Origin of the sequence: Bosea sp. (in: a-proteobacteria) (genome assembly GCA_023910605.1) — a bacterium.
Taxonomy (GTDB): Bacteria; Pseudomonadota; Alphaproteobacteria; order Rhizobiales; family Beijerinckiaceae; genus Allobosea.
This window is the reverse complement of the sequence record JAAVVV010000001.1, coordinates 1,601,297-1,625,385: the sequence shown is the minus strand read 5'-3', so window position 1 is coordinate 1,625,385 and position 24,089 is coordinate 1,601,297. Positions and strand designations below refer to the sequence as shown.

General features: G+C 68.2%; 22 protein-coding genes and 1 pseudogene. 10 read left to right on the top strand and 13 right to left on the bottom strand.

The window, feature by feature from the left end; all coding sequences use genetic code 11:
- Window positions 1-53 precede the first annotated feature (53 nt).
- The 5 genes from HEQ16_07890 to HEQ16_07870 all read right to left on the bottom strand — a co-directional run bounded on the left by HEQ16_07890 (window position 54) and on the right by HEQ16_07870 (window position 2,595).
- Complete coding sequence (locus HEQ16_07890; protein MCO4053962.1) at window positions 54-515, bottom strand: HK97 family phage prohead protease; 462 nt, start codon at window positions 513-515, stop codon at window positions 54-56.
- Window positions 516-583: 68 nt separating this feature from the next.
- Window positions 584-835 (bottom strand): hypothetical protein, encoded by a 252-nt coding sequence (locus HEQ16_07885; protein ID MCO4053961.1) that lies wholly within the window; start codon window positions 833-835, stop codon window positions 584-586.
- 60 nt (window positions 836-895) lie between these two features.
- A complete protein-coding gene (locus tag HEQ16_07880; GenBank protein ID MCO4053960.1) occupies window positions 896-1,078 on the bottom strand; it encodes a hypothetical protein in 183 nt (60 codons plus the stop codon).
- The gene (locus HEQ16_07875) at window positions 1,044-2,279 is read right to left on the bottom strand and encodes a phage portal protein (GenBank protein ID MCO4053959.1); all 1,236 of its coding nucleotides are present in this window, start codon (window positions 2,277-2,279) and stop codon (window positions 1,044-1,046) included. Before HEQ16_07875 ends, HEQ16_07880 begins: the two co-directional genes overlap by 35 nt.
- A gap of 73 nt (window positions 2,280-2,352) precedes the next feature.
- A complete protein-coding gene (locus HEQ16_07870; protein MCO4053958.1) occupies window positions 2,353-2,595 on the bottom strand; it encodes a hypothetical protein in 243 nt (80 codons plus the stop codon).
- Window positions 2,596-2,799: 204 nt separating this feature from the next.
- Between HEQ16_07870 and HEQ16_07865 the strand changes: the two genes are divergently transcribed.
- Complete coding sequence (locus HEQ16_07865; GenBank protein MCO4053957.1) at window positions 2,800-3,624, top strand: IS5 family transposase; 825 nt, start codon at window positions 2,800-2,802, stop codon at window positions 3,622-3,624.
- On the opposite strand, the gene HEQ16_07860 is transcribed toward HEQ16_07865, so the two are convergent.
- From HEQ16_07860 to HEQ16_07835, 6 genes are all read right to left on the bottom strand, one after another.
- Complete coding sequence (locus HEQ16_07860; GenBank protein MCO4053956.1) at window positions 3,562-4,065, bottom strand: hypothetical protein; 504 nt, start codon at window positions 4,063-4,065, stop codon at window positions 3,562-3,564. The two genes, HEQ16_07865 and HEQ16_07860, sit on opposite strands and share 63 nt — an antisense overlap.
- 65 nt (window positions 4,066-4,130) lie before the next feature.
- Window positions 4,131-5,378: a DNA-packaging protein gene (locus tag HEQ16_07855; protein ID MCO4053955.1), complete on the bottom strand. Its 1,248-nt coding sequence runs from the start codon at window positions 5,376-5,378 to the stop codon at window positions 4,131-4,133.
- The gene (locus tag HEQ16_07850; protein ID MCO4053954.1) at window positions 5,320-5,748 is read right to left on the bottom strand and encodes a hypothetical protein; all 429 of its coding nucleotides are present in this window, start codon (window positions 5,746-5,748) and stop codon (window positions 5,320-5,322) included. The genes HEQ16_07855 and HEQ16_07850 overlap by 59 nt, the downstream gene beginning before the upstream one ends.
- Window positions 5,749-6,155: 407 nt before the next feature.
- Window positions 6,156-6,740 (bottom strand): TIGR00730 family Rossman fold protein, encoded by a 585-nt coding sequence (locus HEQ16_07845; protein ID MCO4053953.1) that lies wholly within the window; start codon window positions 6,738-6,740, stop codon window positions 6,156-6,158.
- Window positions 6,737-8,128 carry a dipeptidase gene (locus HEQ16_07840; GenBank protein MCO4053952.1) on the bottom strand — a complete coding sequence of 464 codons (1,392 nt, stop codon included), beginning with the start codon at window positions 8,126-8,128 and terminating at the stop codon, window positions 6,737-6,739. Before HEQ16_07840 ends, HEQ16_07845 begins: the two co-directional genes overlap by 4 nt.
- A 172-nt stretch (window positions 8,129-8,300) precedes the next feature.
- Window positions 8,301-9,836, bottom strand: a complete 1,536-nt coding sequence (locus tag HEQ16_07835) for a DUF853 family protein (protein ID MCO4053951.1) — start codon at window positions 9,834-9,836, stop codon at window positions 8,301-8,303.
- A gap of 197 nt (window positions 9,837-10,033) precedes the next feature.
- Between HEQ16_07835 and HEQ16_07830 the strand changes: the two genes are divergently transcribed.
- The 5 genes from HEQ16_07830 (at window position 10,034) to HEQ16_07810 (ending at window position 15,798) form a co-directional block, all read left to right on the top strand.
- Window positions 10,034-10,414 carry a DUF2267 domain-containing protein gene (locus tag HEQ16_07830; protein ID MCO4053950.1) on the top strand — a complete coding sequence of 127 codons (381 nt, stop codon included), beginning with the start codon at window positions 10,034-10,036 and terminating at the stop codon, window positions 10,412-10,414.
- 151 nt (window positions 10,415-10,565) lie between these two features.
- On the top strand, window positions 10,566-12,440 hold the full coding sequence (locus HEQ16_07825) for a methylmalonyl-CoA mutase (protein MCO4053949.1): 1,875 nt from the start codon (window positions 10,566-10,568) through the stop codon (window positions 12,438-12,440).
- The gene (scpA, locus tag HEQ16_07820) at window positions 12,424-14,598 is read left to right on the top strand and encodes a methylmalonyl-CoA mutase (protein ID MCO4053948.1); all 2,175 of its coding nucleotides are present in this window, start codon (window positions 12,424-12,426) and stop codon (window positions 14,596-14,598) included. Before HEQ16_07825 ends, scpA begins: the two co-directional genes overlap by 17 nt.
- Window positions 14,599-14,635: 37 nt before the next feature.
- Window positions 14,636-15,454 (top strand): NADPH-dependent oxidoreductase, encoded by an 819-nt coding sequence (locus HEQ16_07815; GenBank protein MCO4053947.1) that lies wholly within the window; start codon window positions 14,636-14,638, stop codon window positions 15,452-15,454.
- A gap of 152 nt (window positions 15,455-15,606) precedes the next feature.
- Window positions 15,607-15,798 carry a hypothetical protein gene (locus HEQ16_07810; protein MCO4053946.1) on the top strand — a complete coding sequence of 64 codons (192 nt, stop codon included), beginning with the start codon at window positions 15,607-15,609 and terminating at the stop codon, window positions 15,796-15,798.
- A gap of 19 nt (window positions 15,799-15,817) precedes the next feature.
- Here HEQ16_07810 and HEQ16_07805 read toward each other — a convergent pair whose 3' ends face one another.
- Together HEQ16_07805 and HEQ16_07800 are read right to left on the bottom strand one after the other, a co-directional pair.
- A complete protein-coding gene (locus HEQ16_07805; GenBank protein MCO4053945.1) occupies window positions 15,818-16,840 on the bottom strand; it encodes an alpha/beta hydrolase in 1,023 nt (340 codons plus the stop codon).
- A gap of 116 nt (window positions 16,841-16,956) precedes the next feature.
- Window positions 16,957-18,132: an alpha/beta hydrolase gene (locus tag HEQ16_07800; GenBank protein MCO4053944.1), complete on the bottom strand. Its 1,176-nt coding sequence runs from the start codon at window positions 18,130-18,132 to the stop codon at window positions 16,957-16,959.
- 56 nt (window positions 18,133-18,188) lie between these two features.
- Here HEQ16_07800 and HEQ16_07795 point away from each other — a divergent pair, with 56 nt between their 5' ends.
- The 4 genes and pseudogenes from HEQ16_07795 to HEQ16_07780 all read left to right on the top strand — a co-directional run bounded on the left by HEQ16_07795 (window position 18,189) and on the right by HEQ16_07780 (window position 23,909).
- Window positions 18,189-18,905 carry a peptidase C15 gene (locus HEQ16_07795; protein MCO4053943.1) on the top strand — a complete coding sequence of 239 codons (717 nt, stop codon included), beginning with the start codon at window positions 18,189-18,191 and terminating at the stop codon, window positions 18,903-18,905.
- Window positions 18,906-18,942: 37 nt separating this feature from the next.
- Window positions 18,943-20,340, top strand: coding sequence for a TIGR03808 family TAT-translocated repetitive protein (locus HEQ16_07790; protein MCO4053942.1), 1,398 nt, complete (start codon window positions 18,943-18,945; stop codon window positions 20,338-20,340).
- A gap of 252 nt (window positions 20,341-20,592) precedes the next feature.
- Window positions 20,593-21,000 (top strand): annotated as a pseudogene (locus HEQ16_07785) (hypothetical protein).
- Window positions 21,001-21,608: 608 nt separating this feature from the next.
- A complete protein-coding gene (locus HEQ16_07780; protein ID MCO4053941.1) occupies window positions 21,609-23,909 on the top strand; it encodes an NADP-dependent malic enzyme in 2,301 nt (766 codons plus the stop codon).
- Window positions 23,910-24,089: the final 180 nt, after the last annotated feature.

Genomic DNA, 24,089 nt, shown 5'->3' with positions numbered 1-24,089 from the left:
CAGGCTCCTTGAGGGTTGGTGGAGGGACACAACAGGGGTTCGGGTTGCCACGCTCAGGCGTGGGCTGGCCCGGCACAGGGGCGGCACGCGGCCTTGACCGCAGAGACGCGCGCCTGAGGCAGAAGCGGGAAGGTCACGATGGAGATTTCCCAAAGGTCGATTTCATGCAGCCGGCGATGGCCGGTGCGCGGATCGGTGCGGGCCTTGACGGTGCGGAATCCGATCGACAGCCCGTCGATCGCACCCTCCCGCATCAGGGCCAGCGTCTCCCGGGCGCGGGCCACGCCATCGGAAAGCCGGCCCCGCACGAACAGGCCGCGCTCATCCTCGCGCAGCAGCAGCCAGCGGCCGATCGGCTGGCCGGGGTCATGCTGCCAGAGCAGCCTGATGCCGGAGGGTCCGCGCCTTGCCAGCGAGCGGGCGAAGGCGCCGGGCTCCACGACATCCTTGCCAAGGTCGGGCAGGCCGAAAAGGCTGGCATAGCCCTCGAACTGGCCGGCGGCATCGATCCGCATGCGGGGCTCCGGGTGGCTCTTCGCCTCGAGCCAGGGCCGAACTGCGAAATGGGCTTGACGGGGGCTCCTCATCGCGGCTTCGCCCTTGATGGGCGCGGCCCTGGCGCCGCTTCGGCGCTGCCTGCAACGGAGCGCGGGCGCGCGCTGCGCTGCGGCGAAAGCCCGAGGCGCTGCACGTCGCGGTCGAGCCGTTCCAGAACGCGCACGAAATGGCGGATGGCGTCATGCGCTTCGGCGCGCTCATTCTCCTTGCGCTCGGCAGGCGGCACGGGGCCGCTCAAACGAAAAAGCCCGCCTTGCGGCGGGCGGTCCGGTGTCATCTTGTCAGCTCCCTCGTTGTGGTTTGGGCGGGTGGCGCGCGGCGCCGGGCCTCGGACTCGTCAGCTTTTGTGGCGCTGGTTGAAGCGCGCCAATTCCCTGACGAACTCGTCGAAGCGGCGGTTGGCCGCCGCCAGATGCTTCAAGGTGCGCGTAAGCAGCATCGAGGCGCCCACGGCCCAGAACAGAAGCGCGATGTGGCCGATGTCGCTATTCTCGGCGAAGCGTTCGAGAAGAGTCTCCATGGCCGTTCGCCTCCCCGGCGGTGGTCGGTTTGACAGGCGGATATCCCAGCGCCTCACGTTTCTCGGCCTCGGTCAGCAGGTCCCCGGCCGCCAGCACGCGGCGCCAGAGCTTCTCGCGGTCCTCCGCCAGTTCCTCGATCGCGTCGAGGTCGGGCTCGATTTCGATGCGCGCGCCATAGGCTGTCTCCAGCCAGCCGGCCATCGAGCCCAGCGTGCGCCTGACGAGCGGGATCACCGTCTGCCGCCAGAGGGCGCGGTTGGCTTCTGCATAGTTGGCGTGGGTCGAGTCCCCCGGCAGCCCGAGCAGCAGCGGCGGCACGCCGTAGGCGAGCGCGATCTCGCGGGCGGCGGCGGCCTTGGCCTCGATGAAATCCATGTCCTTGGGGCTCAGCGATAGCGGCTTCCAGTCGAGGCCGCCCTCCAGCAGGAGGGGCCTGCCGGCATTGCGCGAACCCTGGAAGCCATCCTCAAGCTCGGCCTTCAACCTCTCGAACTGCGCATCCGTCAGCGTCGCGCCGTCAGGCCCGGCATAGACCAGCGCGCCGGAGGGGCGGGCCGCATTGTCGAGCAGCGCCTTGTTCCACATGCCGGCAGCATTGTGGGTGTCGAGCGCGCGGGCGGCCGCCTCCATCGGCGACAGCCCGTAGTGATCATCGAGTGGATGGAACAGCGTCAGGTGCAGGATCGGCGGCAGGCCATCCCCATCCTGGCGGAAGCGCACGGTCTGGCCGCCCACGGTGTAGTCATGGGCCTCCGCCCAGCCATCGGGGCCGGGCACTACGCGCATCCGGTCGGGGCGCAGCGCATGCAGCTCCCGCACATCGGCATCGAGCGAGACCGCCTCGACATAGGCGTTGCCCGACAGGAGCAGGTGGCCATAGACCGTCTCGAGGAAGGCGCCTGCGGCCTGGTTCGGGTTCGGCCGCACCAGCAGAGCCTGCAGCGGATGGCCGGAGGCCTCTGCTCCATCGACGCGCACGCTGAGCGCAAGCTGGGCGGCGCTTTCCGCCACAAGCCGCACGCAGCGATGCACGATGGCATTGGTCTGGTAGCCCTCGCGGGCCAGCGCGCCGTAATCGCGCGGGGTCCACAGCGCCCGGCCATGGCGCTGCAACGCGATCAGGGGCGCTGTGCGCGAGCGCTTTGCTTCAGGCACAGGAGCGCGCGCCCGCGAGAGCCAGCCGGAGAAGAGATTAGGCATGTGTGGGGTTTCCTCAAACGAAAAGCCCGCCGGAGAGGCGGGCTTTCAAAATTTTAATCAACGCAGCTAGCTTCTATGCAGCGTGGTGCATTTCCTCGCAATCATCATACCCGTCAGCGCAATCCATGCCCTCTTGGTCTGAAACCAAAGATGGTTCGTTCAAAAGCGCATCGTTCCATTCTTTGGCAGACATGCGATCAATCAAGGTCTGGTTTGGCTTTGCGTAAAATGCGTCTGCACGCTTATGAGCTGCGGTCATAGCGTCGAGCAACGTGTCCGGGGCCTCAACTGCACCAGCAGGAATCCTCGCGGTCATTTCACACCTCCTTTCCTAACCATTTTGACTTTGATTGCGGTACAATCAAGTCGCTATACCCGTACCGGGCATATTTTTTCGGGTCAACGGCATCCTTGACGCGAACCTCTCGGCAGTTGAGGAGCTTCGCGTACTCCTCAGAGACTGTTTGGAAAGTCGGCGATTGGTGTTTCGGTGGGCTGGCGAATGTGATTCACATTACGGATGTGGACACATGAGAACCGGGGCCGGATGGCCAAGATCGCCAAGAAGACGAAGCGCTATCCCTGCGACCTGACGGACGAGGAGTGGGCCCGGATCGCGCCCTTGATGCCCAAACCCGGACGGACGGGACGGCCTCGGGAGACGGACTTCCGCGAGGTGATCAACGCCGTGCGCTATCTGGTGCGCTCGGGCTGCGGCTGGCGGATGCTGCCTCATCATTTCGGCCATTGGCGAACGGTTTACGGCTGGTTCCGCGAACTGGCGCGGCGCTTCCTGTTCCAGACCATCCACGATGTCGAGCTGATGCTCGACCGGGAGCGGGTTGGTCGCGAGGCAAGCCCCACGGCGGCGGTGATCGACAGCCAGTCGGTCAAGGCTCCGCAAGCCAAAACAAGGGGTTACGACGCCAACAAGAAGATACGCGGCCGCAAGCGACATATCGCGGTCGATACCGACGGACGGCTCTTGATGGTCAATCTGACGACCGCCGACATCTCCGACAGCGCCGGTGCGCAAGCCATCCTCGATGCCATCCGCAAGCGCTGGCCCTGGGTGAAGCATCTCTTCGCCGACGCCGCCTACGACCGCCTGACCTTGATGGACAAGGCCGCCTATCTCAACTTCGTCATCGAGATCATCCGGCGCTCCGAGCAGCAGAAGGGCTTCCATGTTCTGCCCCGGCGCTGGGTCGTCGAGCGGACCTTCGGATGGATGATGCGCTGGCGCCGCCTCGTCCGCGACTATGAAAAACGCATCGACGTCTCAACCGCCATGATCCACGTCGCCATGGGCGGCCTTCTTATCCGAAGAAACGCTCATCCCTGACTTTCCAAACGGACTCTCAGCGCATGCCAAAATCATAACCAATGCACCCTGGAGATACGATGGGGCAAACGATCTTTCGATCCAGTTAAGAGACAGATAGCTCTTGCTGCGATTTGGCTTACCAAGCGCAAGGGCCTGCAGTTGCCTTTTTCCATTTATAACTTGCCATACGGCCATATCGAAGTGAGAGGGACAATTCTTGAATTTATACCAAAGGCGTTCCCAACTATGAGAAAAACCCTCATGTGTTTCTGGCGAATAATATTTACGCCATTCTAACTGAGCAAAATTTACAGCTTCATCTGTTATAGAAGAAATCTGTACAGATCTCCACTGCATGGCGCCTTTAGATTTATCAATACTTGATTCAATCGAGTCAACGATACGCTCCCGCGCGCGACGACGCAGAACATAGTAGTATGCAGCCTTCTCGATTGACATGGGATTAACTCACAACCTCGTCGGTTGTTCAATGACAGAGAGTGCAATTCACTTCAAGCTTCTGCTCACAGGCCCCGCACGCGCGGCCTGGCCGGCGGCCCCAGCGCCAGATGCGTCACGGCCCAGACCAGCGCGTCGAGGCGGTCAGGCGAGCGCCCCGAGCTGAGGCCGCCGGGGCCGAAATCGCACATCTCGTCCTCGAGCGCGGGCAGCGCGCCGACATGGCGCACGCGGCCGCGGGCATAGAGCGCCGCCACCGGCTCGGCGCGCAGATACTTGCCGCGCGTGGCCCTTACAGCGGTCACAGGCAGCGTATCGTCGGCCTGATGCAGCACCGAGGTGGCCATCTCGCCGCCCTGGTTGACTTCGACCACGATGCAGTCCGCCTGCCAGCGCTGGTAGAGCGCGGCCACACGCCCCGCCCACTCAAGGGGCCGCGCGCGGGACAGGGTGCCGTCATGGAGCACATGCACCACGCCATCGGCGCAGATGCCCGCGACGATCATGCCGCAGGCATCGGCCTGTCGGCCGGAACTGGCTGGCGGATCGACCGCCACGCAGATGCGGGCCAGCGGCGGGCAGGCGCGGATGCGCAGGGCCTCGATCATGGGCCGGCTCCACAGCGCATCGGCCCGCTCCTCGATCAGCTCTCCGTCAAGCTCCTGCCGGCCCAGGCGCGTTCCGCCATAGGCGCGGGTCATGGCCGCTATGAAGTCGGGCGCAAGGTTGAAGGCGTTGTCTCGCGTCCGCGCCCGGCTCACCGCCGTGGCCGGATCGGCCAGCAGGCGGCGGATGAGCGCCGTGGGGCGCGGCGTCGTGGTGGCGAGCAGGCGGGGATGCGCGCCCAGCCTCAGGCCGAACTGCAGCTGGTCCCAGGTCTCGTCCGCGTGGCGCCACTTGCCGATCTCGTCGCACCAGGCCGCCTCGAACTGCGGGCCGCGCAGGCTTTCCGGGTCCTCCGCGGAGAAGACCTGGCCGATCGCCCCGTTTGGCCAGGTGAGCCTGCGGTTGCTGGGCCGCCAGAGCGGGCGCTCGGCGCCGTCATGGGCAGCCAGCACCCCGGACACGCCCTCGATCATCACGTCGCGCACATCGGCGAAGGTCTCGCCCACCAGCGCGAGGCGGCCAAGCGGCTGCGCACCGGGCGCGCCGAGCGCCAGGCTCCTGATCCATTCGGCGCCGGCGCGCGTCTTGCCCGCGCCGCGCCCGCCGATCATGAGCCAGACGGCCCAGGCGCCAGGGGGCGGCAGCTGGTCATCGCGCGCCCAGAAGGCCCAGTCCCTCAGCCAGAGCTTCAGCAGCGCCGGCGGCATCGTCCCCAGCGCCGTCTCCCGCCCGGCGGGGCTCAAGTCCTTCCAGGCGTCGCGCAAGCTCCGCGCGCAGGCTGGCGAGATCGGCAAGGGCGCTGTCGGGGTCGAGTTCATGGGGATTGTCCGCATCCTCCAGCGCACGGTCCACTTCGATGGCGGCGGCATCCATCTCGATCAACTCCTTGATGGTGCGGGCCAGGGTCGCCAGAGCCTTGGCCTGCGCCTCGGCGCCGGCTTCCCCCGGCGCAAGGCCCTTGAGGCGCAACTCGTGCGCCCTGATCTGGGCCTCGGCCGCCTGCCAGAGCCGCTCAACCAGATCGACCCGGCTCGCACGCACGGCGCCCTCGGTCACAACCTCAACTCGATGATTCATGACGATCCCCACACACCCGAAAACCTGGCGCATGTCCGCCACGGCAAGGGGCTCCCTGCCGTGCATGCTCCAGAACGCCGAAAGCCGCCATCGCTGTCTCGGCGGTGGCGGCTCTCAGTCACAATTCTTGAGCGTGCCGGATTGATAGCCGATCAGCGCGACGCTGTCAAGGACATTATTCCTACAACCTTAAAGGGTGTCAAGTTGCATGTCGTACAGTGCGCGGCTCTGCCCCTGACGATATCGCCTCACAGCTGCGACAAGCAGGCCCGAGCCCCAGTCGCGGGCGCGAGGCAGGACGACACGACGCTGCTGTTGCCGGGTTAGCCCTCGCCCCGGCGGTTCTGCTCCGGCGAGGCGGGTGGGAGGCTGGAGCGCGGCTCGTGAAAGCCGTCATCAGCAATCGGTCAGCTCTGGGCCTGCTCCATCCATTTCGGCGTGGCGGTGGGCACGAAGGCCGCCAGCTTGTCGAGCAATGCGCCGGGGCGCGTGTCCATCAGCGCCATGTGGCGGTGCTGCTCGCGCACGAATCCCTCGCTGGTGGCCTTGTCCAGGAAATGCAGCATCTCGGCATAAAATCCGTCGACATCATAAAAGCCGAGCGGCTTGTGGTGGATGCCGAGCTGGGCCCAGGTCCAGATCTCGAAGATCTCCTCATAGGTGCCGATACCCCCCGGCATGGCGATGAAGGCGTCGGCGAGTTCGGCCATCTTCGCCTTGCGCTCGTGCATGGAGTTGACGACGTCCTTGCGCGTGAGGCCGCGGTGGCCGACCTCCTTGGCCTCGAGAGATGCGGGAATGACGCCATGGACCGCCCCGCCAGCCTCGAGCGCGGCATCGGCGATGACGCCCATCAGCCCCACCGAGCCGCCGCCATAGACGAGGGTGAGGCCGCGCCGCGCGATCTCGCGGCCCAGCGCGCGGGCGCCCTCGGCATAGCTGTCCTTCGCCCCGATGCTGGAGCCGCAGAAGACGCAGACAGACTTGATCATGGCCTTGGCGCTCCGAGCGCGGCGAGGATGCGCGCCCAGCTGCGCGCGCCCTTCTGGAAGGAGGAGAGGTCGTACTTCTCGTTGGGCGAGTGCACGCGGTCGTCGTCGAGGCCGAAGCCGACGAGGAGCGTGTCGATGCCGAGCGTGCGCTTGAAATCGCCCACCACCGGGATCGATCCGCCCGAGCCGATGATCGCGGCGGGGCGGCCCCATTCCTCGGTCAGGGCCTTCTCGGCCTTGGCCAGCGCCGGCATGTCCCAATCGAGGCTGATGGCGCGCGAGCCCTTGTAGCGGATGAAGTCGGCACGGCAATCGGCCGGGATGCGGGCGCGCACATAGGCCTCGAAGGCCTCGATGATGGCTTCCGGGTCCTGATCGCCGACCAGGCGGAAGGACACCTTGGCGCAGGCTTCGGAGGCGATCACCGTCTTGGTGCCCTCGCCCTGATATCCGCCCCAGATGCCGTTGACATCGCATGTGGGCCGCGACTGGATCATCTCGATCAGCAGCCGGTCGCGCTCGCCGGCCGGCACGCGCAGGCCGACCTGCCCCAGGAAATCCTCAGGCGTGAGGCCAAGCCCCGCCCAGGCGGCCTTGATCTGCGCCGGCAGCTCATGGACCCCGTCATAGAAGCCCGGCAGCGTGACCTTGCCATTGTCGTCGTGCAGCCCGGCCAGCACCTTGGTCAGCACGCGGATCGGGTTCGCGGCCGCGCCGCCGAACAGGCCCGAATGCAGGTCGCGGTCGGCGGCCGTGATCTTGACCTCCATGTAGACCAGCCCGCGCAGGGCGGCCGTGATGGCAGGGGTGTGGCGGTCCCACATGCCGGTGTCGCAGACCAGCGCCACATCGGCGGCGAGCTCCTGCTGGTTGGCCTCGATGAAGGCGGGCAGGTTCAGCGAGCCCGATTCCTCCTCGCCCTCCACCAGGATGGTGACGCCCACCGGCAGATCGCCCGTCTCCGCCAGCCAGGCGCGGCAGGCTTCGATGAAGGTCATCACCTGCCCCTTGTCGTCGCAGGCGCCGCGCCCGGTGATGACGTGGCGGCCAGGCTCGATCTCGGCGATGCGCGGCTCGAAGGGCGGCGCATGCCACAGGCTCAGCGGATCAACCGGCTGCACGTCATAGTGGCCATAGAACAGCACATGGGGCGCGCCCTTCCTGGGGCGGTGTCCGAGCACGATGGGATGGCCCGGCGTCGGCCGGGCCGACGCCTTGAAGCCAAGCTCCGCCAGATCCCGCACCAGCCAGTCCGCCGCACGGGCGCTGTCGGCCTTGTAGGCGCTGTCGGTCGAGATGGACGGGATGCGCAGCCACTCCATGAGCCGCGCGAGCGCGCCCTCACGGTCGGCATCGAGACGGGCAAGGACAGGCTGGAGAGCGGACATGGGAGCACCGGGGATGATTCAGGAGAAGCTACTGTGACAGGCGCGCGCCGGCCGGGAAACGGCAAAGTGGGCATGACGCCGGCGAGGGGGGAGCGCGGCGGGATCGTTGGAGCGCGTCATGAAGTCCTGAAGGCGCGCCATGCTGATGGCCGCCTCCCTCCCCGCCCTGCCCTCAGCGGCGGCCGCCCAGGATGCTGCCCAGAACGCCGCGGATGATGGCGGTTCCGATCTGGCGGCCGACCGAGGAGGCCACCGAGCGGGCGGCGCTGGTGGCGATCTTCTCGGCCATGGACGGGGTGGAGCGGCCCTTGGCGCCGGGCTTGGCCGCGCCGCCGCCGAAGATGCCTTCCAGCATGCCGCCAATGCCCCCTGCGCCGGCCTGCTGGGCGGGCGCGTTGGGGTTGGCGGGGTCGAGCCCCTTCCGCTTCATCAGCACCTCGTAGGCGCTCTCGCCGTCGATGGGCTGGTCATACTTGCCGCGCAGGCCGGAGGCCGCCATGGCCTGGGCGCGGACGGCCGGCGTCACGGGGCCGACCTGGGCCATGGGCGGGGCGATCAGCGCGCGCTCCACGATTGAAGGCACGCCGCGCCCTTCGAGCAGCGAGATCAGGGCTTCGCCCACGGCCAGCTGGGTGATGGCCTCCTCGGTCTTGAACTTGGGGTTCTGGCGGAAGGTTTCGGCCGCCGCCTTCACCGCCTTCTGGTCGCGCGGGGTGAAGGCGCGCAGGGCGTGCTGCACGCGGTTGCCGAGCTGGGCCAGCACCGTGTCGGGGATGTCGAGCGGGTTCTGCGTGACGAAATAGACGCCCACGCCCTTGGAACGGATGAGCCGCACCACCGTCTCGACCGCTTCGAGCAGCACCTTGGGCGCGCCGTTGAAGAGCAGGTGCGCCTCGTCGAAGAAGAAGACGAGCTTGGGCTTGTCGAGATCGCCAACTTCGGGCAGCTCCTCGAACAGCTCCGAGAGCAGCCAGAGCAGGAAGGTGGCGTAGAGCCTGGGGTTCGCCATCAGCTTGTCGGCGGCGAGGATGTTGACGATGCCGCGCCCGTCGCGGTCGGTGCGCATCAGGTCATGGATGTCGAGCGCCGGCTCGCCGAAGAAGAAGTGGCCCTTCTGGTTCTCGAGCACGAGCAGCTGGCGCTGGATGGTGCCCACGGTCTGGGCCGAGACATTGCCATACTGCACGGTGAGCTGGGCCGCGTTCTCGGCGATGTGGGTCAGGATGGCGCGCAGGTCCTTCAGGTCGATGAGCAGCAGGCCCTGCTCGTCGGCGATGCGGAAGGCGATGTTGAGCACGCCCTCCTGCGTGTCGTTGAGGTCGAGCAGGCGGGCCAGCAGCAGCGGGCCCATCTCGGATATGGTGGCGCGGATCGGGTGGCCCTGCTCGCCGAACAGATCCCAGAACACGGTCGAGAACATGTCGGGCTCGTAGGGCACGCCAAGCTCGTCCGCGCGCTTGACGAAGGGCGGCTTGGCGTCGCCCGGCGCGCCGATGCCGCTGAGGTCGCCCTTGATGTCGGCCGCGAAGACAGGAACCCCGGCGCGGGCGAAGCCTTCGGCCATCACCTGCAGCGTCACGGTCTTGCCCGTGCCGGTTGCGCCCGTCACCAGCCCGTGGCGGTTGGCGAGCTTGAGCGTGAGCAGTTCGGGCTTGTGGCTCTTGCCGACCAGGAAAGTGCCATCGGGGATCGTCAGCTTGTCGGCCATGGGGCTCAAGTCTCGTCAACGGGGGTGGATGCGGACGCAGGTGTATTGTATTGCATCGCCCTGCGGAAGTGGGCGCTGGTGGCGCCACCAGCCATACTGAAGCATTGCGCCTTGATTTCGCGCCCGTCGGAGGCGACAAAGCCTTCCAACGAGGCGGGCGGCGTGCCTGCCGAGGCCACAGGGCAAGGATAGCCACCATGGACGAACTCATCGCGCGCGTGACCGCAGCAGCCGGCATCGACGCCGCCATGGCCACCAAGGCCATCGGCATGATCCTGAACTTCCTCAGGAAGGAAGGCCCTCCCGCCGAGGTCAATGAGCTCATCGCCCAGCTTCCGGGCGCGGAGGACGCCATGGCCAATGCCGGCAAGGGCGGCATGATGGGCGGGCTCGCCGGCATGATGCCGGGCGGCGGCGGCGTGATGGGCCTCGGCGCATCGCTGATGGGCGCAGGCCTCTCCATGGGCCAGGTGCAGAGCGTCTCCAGGACCATGTTCGCCTTCGGCCGCGAAAAGGCCGGCGAGGACGCCATGGGCGCCATCGTGGGCGCGATTCCGGGCCTTGGCCAGTTCGTCTGAGTTTGAGGCCGCCACGGCGGGGCTTGGCCGAAGGGGGGATTTGCGGGAGAGCGCCCCCATGGCATGACAGCACGCGCCGGGCCTGAACGGCGCGTTCCCTGAACGCCGGGTCAGCGCCGGCGCCATAGCTTTGCGTGCGAAGGCTCCGTCCATGGCCAACTCATCCGCTCTCAATCCGTTCGAGCCCGCCGGCGAGGCGCAGTGGCGCGCCGCCGTCGACAAGGCGCTCAAGGGCGCCGATTTCGACAGGGCGATGTTCAGCCGCACCGCCGACGGCATCGTCATCGCGCCGCTCCAGCCGCGCAAGACGGGGGCGACGCCGATCCTCAAGGCCCGGGCCGGGCAGCGCTGGCGCATCGCCGCGCGCGTCGAGCACCCGGAGGAGGAGGACGCCGCGCGGCAGGCCCTCGCCGACCTCGAAGGCGGGGCGGACATGCTCAGCCTGATCTTTCATCATGCGCCCTCGGCGCGCGGCTTCGGCCTCAAGACCACGGATGCGCGCACGCTCGATGCCGCGCTGGAAGGGGTGAGCCTCGATCTCGTCGCGATCCGGCTTGAGCCCGCGCCGCAGGCGCGCATCACCGCGCGGATCTTCGCGGAGGTGGCGGCGCGCCGCAAACTCGACCCGGCGGCGCTGGATGTCAGCTTCAACATCGATCCGATCGGGCTTCTGGCGCATAGCGGCGTGCTGCTTGCGCCCTGGGCCGATGTGGGCCAACGTCTCGCCGACATCGTGAGCGAGTTCGGCAAGCTCGGCTTCAAGGGGCCTTTTCTTGGCTGCGATGCGCGCATGGTCCACGAGGCCGGCGGCTCGGAAGGTCAGGAGCTGGGCTGGGCGCTGGCCTGCGCCACGGCCTACATGCGGGCGCTGACGGATCGGGGCGTGGCGCTGGCCGAGGCCGAGCGCATGGTGGGCTTCACGCTGGCGGTGGACCAGGACCAGTTCATCGGCATCGCCAAGCTGCGCGCCCTGCGCCGGCTGATGGCGCGCGTGCAGGCGGCCTGCGGGCTCGCGCCCGCGCCGATCCGCATCCATGCCGAGACGGCCTGGCGCATGATGACGAAGGCCGACACGCCGGTGAACATGCTGCGCAACGCCACTGCGGTGTTCGCGGCGGCGGTGGGCGGGGCTGACAGCATCGGGGCGCTGCCCCACACCGCCGCACTGGGCCCTGGCGACGATTTCGCGCGGCGCGTGGCGCGCAACACACAGCATGTGCTGGCAGAGGAAAGCCATCTGTGGCGCGTGGCCGACCCCGCAGCAGGCGCCGGCAGCATCGAGGCCCTGACCGATGCGCTGTGCGAGCGCGGCTGGGCCGCCTTCCAGCAGATCGAGAGCGAGGGCGGGCTGGTGGCCTCGTTGACGGGCGGGCGCCTCCAGCAGGCCATCGCGGCTGTCCGGGCGCGGCGCGAGCGCGACATCGCCACCGGCAAGGCGGCGCTGACCGGCACGAGCGCCTTCCCCGACCTCACCGAAAAGGCCAGGACGGCGCTGGACCTCAAGCCCGCCGTTTCGGCCGCGCCCAAGGGCGGCTCGGTCTGTGCGTCCGCCCTGCCCTCGCTGCGCCTCGCAGAGCCGTTCGAGCAATGCCGAGACCGGGCCGCGGCGCTCGTCACCGAGGGCAAGGCCGCCACAGTGTTTCTGGCCATGCTCGGGCCTGCGCAGGCCGCCGCGCCGCGCATCGGCTTCGCAGGCGGGGTCTTCGCGGCGGGCGGCATCGGCGCCATCCAGCCCGACAGCTTCGCCGGGGCGGACGGCGCGACCGATCTCGTCGCGCTCACCGACGCCTTCAAGGCCAGCGGAGCCAGACTGGCCTGCCTGTGCGGCCCCGATGGAGCCTATGACGCCGAGGCGGTCGATGCCGCGATGGCGCTGGCGGCCAGCGGAGCGCACGGCATCTGGCTGGCCGGCAGGCCGGGCGAGCGCGAGGCGGCGCTCAGGGCAGCCGGCATGACAGGTTTCATCTTCGCCGGGTGTGATATGATTGCCGCCCTGAAGGAGGCGCTCGATGTCATCGCTGCCTGATTTCGCCGCGCTTCCGCCCTGGGCGGACCTGCCGCCCGCTCACGCGGACCACGCCGCTCCCGCCGAGTCCGGGCCCTGGCTCACGCCGGAGGGCATCGCAGTCAGGACCGTGCATGGCGAAGGCGATCTCGCCGGGCTCGATTTCCTCGACACCTGGCCGGGGCTGCCACCCTTCGTGCGCGGCCCCTACCCCACCATGTATGTCAACCAGCCCTGGACGATCCGGCAATATGCCGGTTTCTCCACCGCAAGGGATTCCAACGCCTTCTACCGGCGCAATCTCGCGGCGGGGCAGAAGGGCCTGTCGGTGGCCTTCGACCTCGCCACGCATCGCGGCTATGATTCCGATCATCCGCGCGTGGGGGGCGATGTCGGGATGGCCGGGGTGGCGATCGATTCCATCCTCGACATGCGCGAGCTCTTCGCCGGCATCCCGCTCGACCAGATGAGCGTGTCGATGACGATGAACGGGGCCGTGCTGCCCGTTCTGGCGCTCTACATCGTCGCCGCAGAGGAACAGGGCGTGCCGCAGGCGAAGCTCGCCGGGACCATCCAGAACGACATCCTCAAGGAGTTCATGGTCCGCAACACCTACATCTACCCGCCTGCCGCCTCGATGCGGATCATCGGCGACATCTTCGCGCATACCTCGGCGCACATGCCGAAGTTCAACTCGATCTCGATCTCCGGCTACCACATGCAGGAGGCCGGGGCGACGCAGGACCTCGAACTCGCCTACACGCTGGCGGACGGCGCCGAATACATCCGCGCCGGCATCGCGGCCGGGCTCGACATCGATGCCTTCGCGCCGCGCCTCTCCTTCTTCTGGGCGGTGGGCGCCAACTTCTTCATGGAGGTGGCCAAGCTCAGGGCCGCACGCCTGATCTGGGCCAGGCTGGTGAAGGATTTCGGCGCGCGAAGCCACAAGTCACTGCCGCTGCGCACCCATTGCCAGACCTCGGGCTGGTCGCTGACCGCGCAGGACGTGTTCAACAACGTCACCCGCACCATGGTCGAGGCCATGGCGGCGACGCAAGGCGGGACGCAATCGCTGCACACCAACAGCCTCGACGAGGCGCTGGCGCTGCCGACCGATTTCTCGGCCCGGATCGCGCGCAACACCCAGATCATGCTCCAGCAGGAAAGCGGCACCACGCGCATGATCGACCCGTGGGGCGGCTCCCATTACGTGGAGCGGCTCACTGCCGATCTGGCGCAGCGGGCGCTCGGCCACATCGCCGAGGTCGAGGCGCTGGGCGGCATGGCCAAGGCCATCGAGAAGGGCATCCCCAAGCTGCGCATCGAGGAGGCGGCGGCCCGCACCCAGGCGCGCATCGACGAGGGCGTGCAGAAGATCATCGGCGTGAACGTGTTCAAGCCCGACAGCGAAGCCACGATCGACGTGCTCAAGGTGGACAACGCCACCGTCCGGGCCGAGCAGATCGGCAAGCTCCAGAGGCTGCGCGCCAGCCGCGACGCCGCAGCCTGCGAGGCGGCGCTGGGCGCGCTGAGCGAAGGGGCTCGCGGCATGGGCAACTTGCTCGCGTTGTCGATCGACGCGGCCCGCGCCGGCGCGACCGTGGGCGAGATCAGCCTCGCCATGGAGCAGGTTTTCGGCCGCCACAGGGCCGAGATCAAATCGATCAAGGGCGTGTACAAGCGCGAGGCGGGCGCGGGCTCCTTCGCGGTCATACGCGTGCAGGGCATGACCCAGGCCTTCGAGGAGAATGACGGCCGGCGGCCCCGCATCCTCGTCGCGAAGATGGGGCAGGATGGGCATGACCGGGGTCAGAAGGTGATCTCCTCCGCCTTCGCGGATCTGGGCTTCGATGTCGAGATCGGCCCGCTCTTCGCCACTCCGGAGGAAGCGGCGCGGCAGGCGGCGGAGGGCGATGTCCACATCATCGGCGTGTCCTCGCTCGCCGCCGGCCATCTGACGCTCGTGCCGGCGCTCAAGGCCGCGCTCGAGAAGGCGGGCCGGCCCGACATCATGATCGTGGTCGGCGGCGTGATCCCGCCGCAGGATTTCGAGGCGCTGCGCGAGGCCGGCGCATCGGCCATCTTCCCACCCGGCACGGTGATCCCGGAAGCGGCGGCCCAACTGCTCGATGAACTCAACGCACGGCTGGGCTATGCCCAGCGCAGCGCGGCGGAATGACCCGCCCGCTGGCACCTGACTGGCCTCACAGGACGACATGACCTCAACGCCCTTCTCCCAGCGCTACGGCGCCGACGATGCCCCTGCGCGGCCTCTCATCAGCCCCGCCATCGAACTGATGCTGAACCATCGCTCGGTGCGCGCCTACAGGCCCGATCCGCTGCCCGAGGGCGCGCTTGAGGCCATCGTGGCGGCGGCGCAGTCGGCAGCGACCTCCTCCAACCTCCAGACCTGGAGCGTGGTCGCCGTCGAGAATCCAGACACGAAGGCGCGCCTCGCCGCGCTTGCCGGCGGGCAGAAGCACATCGAGGAATGCCCGGTCTTCCTGCTGTTCCTCGCCGATCTGGCGCGGCTCAACCGGGTGGCCGATTCGGCCGGCCTGCCCCATGCCGGCAACGACACGTTCGAGATGTTCCTCGTCGCGGCCATCGATGCGGCGCTGGCGGCGCAGAATGCCTGCGTGGCGGCCGAAAGCCTCGGCCTGTCCACGGTGTATATCGGCGCCATGCGCAACCGGCCCGAGGAGGCTGCGGCGCTGCTTGGCCTGCCTTCCTTCGCGGCGGTGGTGTTCGGCCTGTGCGTCGGCCTTCTCGCCGAGGGCCGCGAAGGCTCAGTGAAGCCCCGGCTGCCGCAGGAGGCAGTGCTGCACCGCGAACGCTACGAGCTTGAACGGCAGGATGCGGCCATCGCCCGCTACAACGAGGCCATGGCCGCGTTCAACGCCCGCGAACGCGCCGGAACGACGACGCCCTGGACAGTGCATTCCGCGCGGCGGGTTGCGGGCCCCGAGAGCCTGTCCGGCCGCCATGTGCTGATGCAGGTGCTGCGCCGGATGGGTTTCTTCAAGGCGGAATGATCCTCGGCGCCGGAGCGCCACTGGCCTACTTGCGTTCCGGCCCTCGTCAGCCAAGGCGAGGAGCGCGGAATGGCCACTCGGAACGATCAAGGCGAGCAGCGGCCCGAACGCCGCAAGAGGGGCGGCAGGCCACCGACTGTCAGGCCTCAAGGGTGGAACAGGGCCTCGGGCAGCCAGGCCGGTTCACGCTCCAGCCCATCCTGGACAAGGGCATCGAGGAATACATCCGCGATGTGGATGTCGATGAGCTTGACGTGCTGCTGACGCTGCTCAGGCGAAGCGAGCACGCCATGTTCGGCCTCAAGCGCAAGGTTCGGTTGTTCGGCGCCATCGACATCGACTGAAAGCGGCGGCCGTCCGGCCTCAGCGCGCGCGCTCGATGGCCCGGCCGATGACCTGGCGGACCTCATGATCGCTCAGGAACAGGTCATGACGGATGATCTGCAGGTTGCCGCCGAAGCTCGAGGCATCGGCGACACGCACGCCGAGCGCATCAAGCCGTTCGCGCTCCGCCGATCCGGCGCGGGCGATGCCGCCTGCAAGGCGCGAGGACACGGCCAGAGCCCGGTCGTTGGTGGCCGAGATCACCGTGATGCGGTTCGCGGCAGGCCCAAGCTTGCGCACCGTCTGCTCGAACTGGTCTATGTCGATGTCGGGCGAGGCCAGCACAATGGCGCCGACGCGGTTCATCACCGCCTCTCCCGCCTCGCTGCGCAGCTGGCGCAAGGTCTCCAGCGTCAGAAGCGTGCCCATGGAGTGCGCCACGATGTGCACGCGCCCGATTGTGGGATTGCTGGCCAGCGCCTTCAGCGCCTCCTCGAAGCCGTCGCGCGACCACATCGCGCTTTCGCGGTCATACTGATAGGCGATCAGCCGGCCCCCCGAGGGCCAGGTGAACAGGGCTGTGCGGCCGCTCCAGGCGATTGCGTCCGAGAGCTGCGCCGCGCTGGCGACCGCTGTTTCGAAGGTCTCGTTGAAGCCGTGGACATAGATCAGCACGTCCTTGCCGTTGGCCGATTGCGACAGCGCGCCGGCGGCGCCGGAACTGCTGACGCCGGCCAGCGCATTCACCGTCCAGGGCGATGCGACGGCGGCGGTGATGGAGCCGGTGATGCTGCGGTCGGGCGGGTTGAGCCGCGCCTCGGCGAAGCTGAGGCCGGGGCCGCGATCGGCGGTGAAATAGGGGCTGCGCATCCCCGGCGCGGCGCGGCGCGTCGTGGCCACGAGCACCACCGGTTCTTCCTGAATCGGCGTGAGCCCCTCGCGCGCGACCACGAAGGGCGAGTTGAGCCCACGCTCGTTGAACAGGCAGCCGGACAGGCCAAGGCCCAGGCCCATCAGCAGCAGAAAGCGAAGCGGGCGCGGCAGGATGGTCGGCAGCAACATTTTGAAGACCAGTCAGAAAAATCAGTCTGCGCGGGAAAAGCGCAGGGCGGGATTAAGGAGGGGTTAGAGCCCGAGCAGCAAGGCGGATTTGAGGCGCGCTCGATCTGGCCGGCCCTTCAGGGCGCGCCGATGGACGAACCGGCGACGGGCTCGGCCGGCTGGCCTATCCTGAGCGGCAAGGTGATGACCTGCCCCACCGCGTTCAGCGTGCCCTGGGTGAGGAGGCCAGCGCCCTCCACCGCATTGACGCCGCCGCTCTCGAGCCTCTGGCCGGTGGCCAGCCGCATGCCAATGGAACGCACCACGGCCGGGCTCTGGGCAAACTTGCCGTGCCCGGTGGCGTCGGCCGTCTCGACGGTGGTGAGATCGACGACGTCGACGCCGTTTCGGGCCAGATTGGTGCGGTAGGGCTCCTGATTGGGATCGATCGAGCCGAGCCGCTCGCGGCTGCCCCAGATCAGGCGCGAGACCCGCAAGGCCTCGTCATCGCGCGAGATGAAGAGCGAGATGCGCGGCGGGGACGGCCCGAAGCTGCGGCCCTGTTCGAGCGCCACATCCACATCGATGTCCGGGGCGGCGAGCATCAGGTTGCTGATCTTGGGATGGACGCGCCCATTGCGGATGCCCATCTGGCGCAGCGATTCCATGGCCAGCCAGCCACCCATGGAATGGGCCAGAACCGACACCTCCGAGACGGCGGGGTCCGCCGCCAGCATGGCGAGCAGGCTCTCCAGCCCGTCGCGCGAGACCGAGGCGCTGGTGCGGTCATAAGGATAGGCCGAAAGCGTGCCCCAGGATGACCAGCTGAACAGCACGGGCGTCACGGCCGCGCCGGAATCATGCACGATCTGGGCGAACCGGAACGCGGCCTCGTCGAAGCGGGTGTTGTAGCCGTGGACGAAGACCAGCACATGGGACCGGCGCGTCTGGCGCACGCGCTGGCGCAGCGTGGCGACGAAGCGCTCCTTGTCGAGATAGCTCGCGCTCGCGGCGGCGAAGGCGCTGCGCGGGTCGGGCGGGATGGTCTGCGACCAGGCGATGTCGCCGGGCTTGTGGCCGGGGGGAATGCTGATCGCCAGCCTGGCGAAGCGCGGGGTCAGGGTGCGGTCGCCGCTGAACATCAGGCCAGGATTGTCGATGGGCCGCCGCGTCGTGCTGACCAGCAGATCGATCACGCTGGCTTCTGCGGGAATGCCGGCGACAGGCGCAAGCGCAGCCGGCGGTCGCGAAGCGCAGCCTGCAAGGCCGAGCGCAAGCACGGCCATGGCCAATTCGCGCCAATGCGAGTTCATCGCCATCCGCATCCGTCGCACTTCCGCCCTTGCAACCTCGTCGCTAAGGTCGTGCCATGACAAGCCCGGCCATACAAGCGCCTAGCGGAGCCGACGCTGGCGCAACGCGCCTGCTGGTGACGGGCTTCGGGCCCTTTCCGGGCGTGATGAAGAACCCGACGGCCAGCCTTATGCGCCTGGTTGTGAGGCGGCTGCGCCGCGCGCCGGGTCTGATCGTGGCAGGCGGCGAACTCACTGTGCGCTACGCCTCGGCCCGCGCCGAGCTCGCAGGGCTGATCAGCCGGCACGAGCCTCACGCCATCCTGTTGCTCGGCCTTGCCTCGCGCGCGCGCCAGGTCCGCGTCGAGCGCCATGCGCGGCTGCTCGACAGCCCGCTTCACCCGGATGCTGACGGGCGCGCGGGAGCAATCCCCGAGGGCGCGGCCAAGCGGCTACCGGCGTTGCCGCTCAAGGCGAAGGCCGCGCTGGAGCCGGCGCTGGCGCAGCTGCGCGCAGGCGGGCTGAAGGCCCGGCTCTCGCCGAGCGCGGGGCGCTATCTGTGCAACGCGGTCTATGCGGCGGCGCTGGCTGACCCCTCGCCGGGGGCGGCGAGGCGCCGCGTGCTGTTTGTGCATGTGCCATGGACCCGGCCCCCGGCCGGCTGCGTCCCGAAATCCCGCGCCGCGCGCTGGAAGCCCGCGCCGGAGCGACTTGCCGCAGCGCTCGCCGCCATGGCCCGCCAGATGGCGCGCGAGTCGCGGCGTGCCGTAACGGGACATGTGCCGCTGGCATGAAGCTTGAGCCTTCGCCTCCGCAACAGGAGTGCGTTACATGCTGACGCGGCGCGAACTCATACGGACGGCCCTGATCGGGACAATGGCGGCCCCGGCCGCGGCATGGGCCCAGACGGCCGGGATTCAGCCGGCGGGACCGCGGCCTGCCAATCCCGGCGGCGCCGGGCTCGGCGGGATCGGGCTCGACGCCACCTATCTTGGTCTCCGGCCGGGCTCCCCGGACGACCAGTCGCGCCGCCTGCAGGAAGCGCTGGTCGAGGCTGCGCGACGCAACGCCCCCTTGCTGCTGCCGCCGGGGCGCTACCGCATTTCCAATGTCGTCATTCCCGAGGGGATGCGCGTCGTCGGCGTGCCGGGCGCCACGGTGCTGGCTGCGGTCAATCCAGGGCCCATCCTGCTGGCGCGGCGCACTCGTCGCGCGGCGCTGCAGGGCCTGACGCTGGACGGCATGGAGCTGCGGGCGCCGAGCCGCGCCGGCCTGTTCGTGGCCGAGGATGTGGCCGAGATCGACATCAGCGATTGCGAGATGCGCAAAGCCGGCGCCAACGGCATCAGCCTCGTGCGCTCCGCAGGCCGGATCGAGCGCTGCCGGTTCGCCAGCGCCGCCGATTTCGGCGTGTTCAGCCTCGATTCGCGCGGCCTCGCCATCGAGCGCAACAGCCTTGAGGACATCGGCAACAACGGCATCGGCCTGTGGCGCAGCGCCGTGGGCGACGACAATTCGCGCATCTCGGGCAACCGCATCACGCGGGTGCGCAGCGATGCCGGCGGCGACGGGCCGAACGGCAACGGCGTGCTGCTGTTCCGGGCGGGCGGCATCATCGTCGAGGGCAACACCTTCCGTGACTGCGCGCTGACCTTCATCCGCAACAATTCCGGCTCGGCCGTGCAGATGCTGGGCAATAACGGGCTGCGCTGCGGCGAGGTCGCCTACTATTCCGAGTTCGCCTTCGAGGGCACGGTGATGGCCAACAACATCGCCGAGGATGTCGCGCAGGGCTTCAACATCACCAATCTCGATCATGGCGGGCGCCTCGCCATTTGCGCCAACAACCTGATCCGCAAGGCGCGCCGCGGCCTGGCGCCCAAGGGCAAGGAGCTGATCGGCGGCTCGGGCATCCATGTCGAGGCCGAGGCCTCCGTCACCGGCAACGTGATCGAGGACGCATCCGATGTGGGCATCTCGCTCGGATGGAGCTGGGGAATGCGCAACCTGCTCGCCACCGGCAACATGATCCGCACCTGCCCGGTCGGCATCGGGGTCAGCCTCGTGCCAAAGGAGCGCAACGTGGTGATCGCCAACAACGTCATCGCGGGGGCCGCGCGCGGCGCAGTGGTGGGCACCGAATATGGCAAGCCCGTCACCGGCGACCTGACCCGCGCGCCGGACAGCCGCGCCGCCGGCGTCCGCGTGGAGGGCAATTCCGTGGCGTGAGGGCGCGCTGGCGGGCTTGGCAAGCCCGCGCGGCAGCCCGACATCGGCGCGACGCCCCGCATGGGCGCGCAAGCTCGGGCGCGCCGCGCGCCGCTTCAACCGGCGCAGGGGCCGATCCGACGACCATCTCGGAATCGTGAGCGCGGAGCCGCCGGCAGATGGCGCACGCCCCAGCTTCGCCACGCTCTTCTGGTTAATGAAACCTTCCAGGGACGGTCATCCCGGCCGTTCGCAATGGCAGGAGATTGAACCATGTGTGACTACAGCCTGCACCATGTTGCATCCACTCCGGCTCAGGTCGGCGACAAGCTCGTGACCACACCGTTCCCCATGTCCGGCACTCGCGGCTTTGCGGCCGAAGGGCGTCCTGACGTGGTCGTCTGCATCCCTCCCGGCGCGGAACTCGCCTTCGAGAAGGATGTCGGCGTGAACCGCGCGCTGGGCCTGTTGCCCTCGCGCAAGATCGCAGCGCGCGTGGCCCGTTTCCGGCAGGTCAACATGGACCAGCCCTATGCCCACCACGATGCGCTGGAATTCCCTGACGGGCTCATCGTCCATCTCACCAGTCTGGCGTTGGGTCAGCGGGCCACGGTCCTGCAGCTGCCCGCCCAGCCGAAGCTTGGGAGCGCAGAGGCCGCAAAGGCGGAGCTGCGGGTCGAGGCGGATGACACTGCCGGCCAGCCTTCGCTCCCCCTGCCCTCGCCGCATCGCGAGATCGTCTGATCCCTGACAGCAAACGGCAGGCGGAGCATGGCGGCGCCTGCCGATCAATGGCCGGGCTTCAGCTCACTTGCTTGGGTGAAGCGCCCACATGTTGCGCCCGATGGTCCGGAGCGTGGCCGCAAGCCGGGCGGCGTCCTCACCTGCGAGGTCCGGTCGCAATCGACCGCGACACCGGTCATGCCGGCATCAGGAACCACGGCCAGGCCGAACAGCAAGGCCAAGGCGCCTCCCTCGCGCCAGGAAAACCGCGACAGGAATGACCTGGCCGACAAATCCACAGCCCTTGCGGAAGGCAGGCGCTGCACTCCAGGGAGTTGCGAAGCGCTGAACACGGACGCGGAGCCGACTCTTCAGCAGCCCTTCCTTGCCCGGGTAATGAATCTGATGCGAAGAAAACTTCATAAACCGGTTTAATGTCGCGTCCGCCTGCCATGACCGGAGCGACCTGCGTCCGGGGCGCTCCATGCCCACCCGCACAGCCTGCTTGACCGAGGGCGGCGAAACGCGTCAACACAGTCCGGCCACGATCCGGAAGTGTCCCTGCCATGCCGAAGAGCACCTTGTCCGCCGATCTGCGCTCCGGCGCGCTCGTGTATCATCGCTACCCCAAGCCCGGTAAGCTCGAGATCCAGGCCACCAAGCCGCTGGGCAACCAGCGCGACCTGGCGCTTGCCTACTCACCCGGCGTGGCGGCGGCCTGCGAGGCGATCGTGGAGGATCCGGCGCAGGCGGCGGAGCTGACTGCGCGGCAGAATCTCGTCGCCGTGATCACCAACGGAACGGCCGTTCTCGGCCTCGGGGACATCGGACCGCTGGCCTCAAAGCCGGTGATGGAAGGCAAGGCGGTCCTTTTCAAGAAATTCGCCGGGATCGACGTGTTCGACATCGAGGTCGAACAGAAGGACATCGACAGGTTCGTCGATGTCGTGGCCGCGCTTGAGCCCACTTTCGGGGGCATCAATCTCGAGGACATCAAGGGACCCGAGTGCTTCGACATCGAGGAGAAGCTCAAGGCCCGCATGAGCATCCCTGTCTTCCATGACGACCAGCATGGCACAGCGATCATCGTCGCGGCGGCGGTCACCAACGGGCTCGAGATCGCCAACAAGCTGCTGCCGGACGTCAAGATCGTGGTGTCCGGCGCGGGCGCGGCGGCGCTGGCCTGCCTGAATCTTCTGGTCAGGCTGGGCGCCGATGTCGCCAACATCTGGGTCACCGACCTCGAGGGCGTGGTCTATCGCGGCCGCCCCGTGCTGATGGACCGCTGGAAGGACATCTATGCCCAGGACACCGACAAGCGCACGCTTGCCGAAGTGATCGAGGGCGCCGACATCTTCCTGGGCCTGTCCGCCGCCAATGTGCTGAAGCCCGAGATGGCGCGCAAAATGGCGCGGCGCCCGCTCATCATGGCGCTGGCCAACCCCAACCCCGAGATCACGCCCGAGGAGGCGCTGGCGATCCGCCCCGACGCCATGATCTGCACCGGGCGCTCGGACTACCCCAACCAGGTCAACAACGTCCTGTGCTTTCCTTACATCTTCCGCGGCGCGCTCGATTGCGGCGCCATGACGATCAACGAGGAGATGAAGGCCGCCGCCGTGCGCGCCATCGCGACGCTGGCGCGGGAGGCGCCCTCCGATGTCGCCGCACGCGCCTATGGCGGCGAGCAGCGCACCTTCGGCGATGAATCGCTGATCCCCAACCCGTTCGATCCGCGCCTGATCCTGCGCATCGCGCCGGCGGTGGCGCAGGCGGCGATGGACACGGGCGTGGCCAAGAAGCCTATCGAGGACATGGACGCCTATCGCGAGCAGCTCTCGCGTTTCGTGTTCCGCTCGGGCTTCATCATGAAGCCGCTCTTCACCCAGGCGAAGGCGGACCCCAAGCGCGTGATCTACGCCGAGGGCGAGGATGAGCGCGTGCTGCGCGCTGCCCAGGTCGTGCTCGAAGAGGGCATGGCGGTGCCGATCCTGATCGGGCGGCCTTCGGTGGTCGAGGCGCGCATCAAGCGCTTCGGGCTGAGCCTGAGCATCGGCCGGGATTTCGAGCTGGTGAACCCGGAGGACGATCCTCGCTACCGCGACTATGTTCAGACCTTCCTCGACATCGCAGGCCGGCGCGGCATCACGCCCGAGGCCGCCAAGAACCTCGTGCGCACCAACAACACGGTGATCGCGGCGCTGGCGGTGGCGCGCGGCGAGGCCGACGCCATGATCACGGGCCTGGAAGGCCGGTTCCTCAGCCGCCTCAGGCACATCCGCGACATCATCGGCTGCGCGCCGGGCGTGCGCGACCTCTCCGCGATGACGCTGATCGTCACCAACAAGGGCCCGTACTTCCTCACCGACACGCATCTGAAGGCGGACCCCACCGCGGAGGAAGTCGCCGACGCCACCTTGCTCGCGGCGAAGCACGTGGCGCGCTTCGGCATGACGCCCAAGGTCGCGCTGCTGTCCCATTCCGATTTCGGGGCGGCCGACACCGCCTCCTCGCTGAAGATGCGCAAGGCCACACAGCTCATCAACGAGCGCGAGCCCGCGCTTGAATGCGACGGTGAGATGGAAGCGGACACCGCGTTCTCGGCCATGATCCGGGAGCGGGTGCTGCCATCATCGCGGCTCAAGGGCGAGGCCAACCTGATGGTCTTCCCCAACCTCGACGCCGCCAACATCGCCTACCAGTTCGCCAAGATGCTGAGCGATGCGCTGCCGGTGGGGCCGATCCTGCTCGGCGCCGCCAGGCCGGCGCATATCCTCACCGGCTCATCCACGGCGCGCGGCGTGGTCAACATGACGGCGGTGGCCGTGGTCGAGGCGCAGGATCTCGCGCGCGCCGCCGCCGGCTGAGCCGACGCCGGGTTTACGCACTGCGGGCATGGCCGCCGTCGCTCGTGCCGGCAGGGTCGACAGCGCGGCTTTGCTGGCGACGGCCAAGCCATTGCGGCGGCGCCATCGCGCCGACCGGACGCATCGCGCGGGAGGCCCCTGAATTCCTGTTCTGACGCGGACTCACCGTATCGGGTTGCA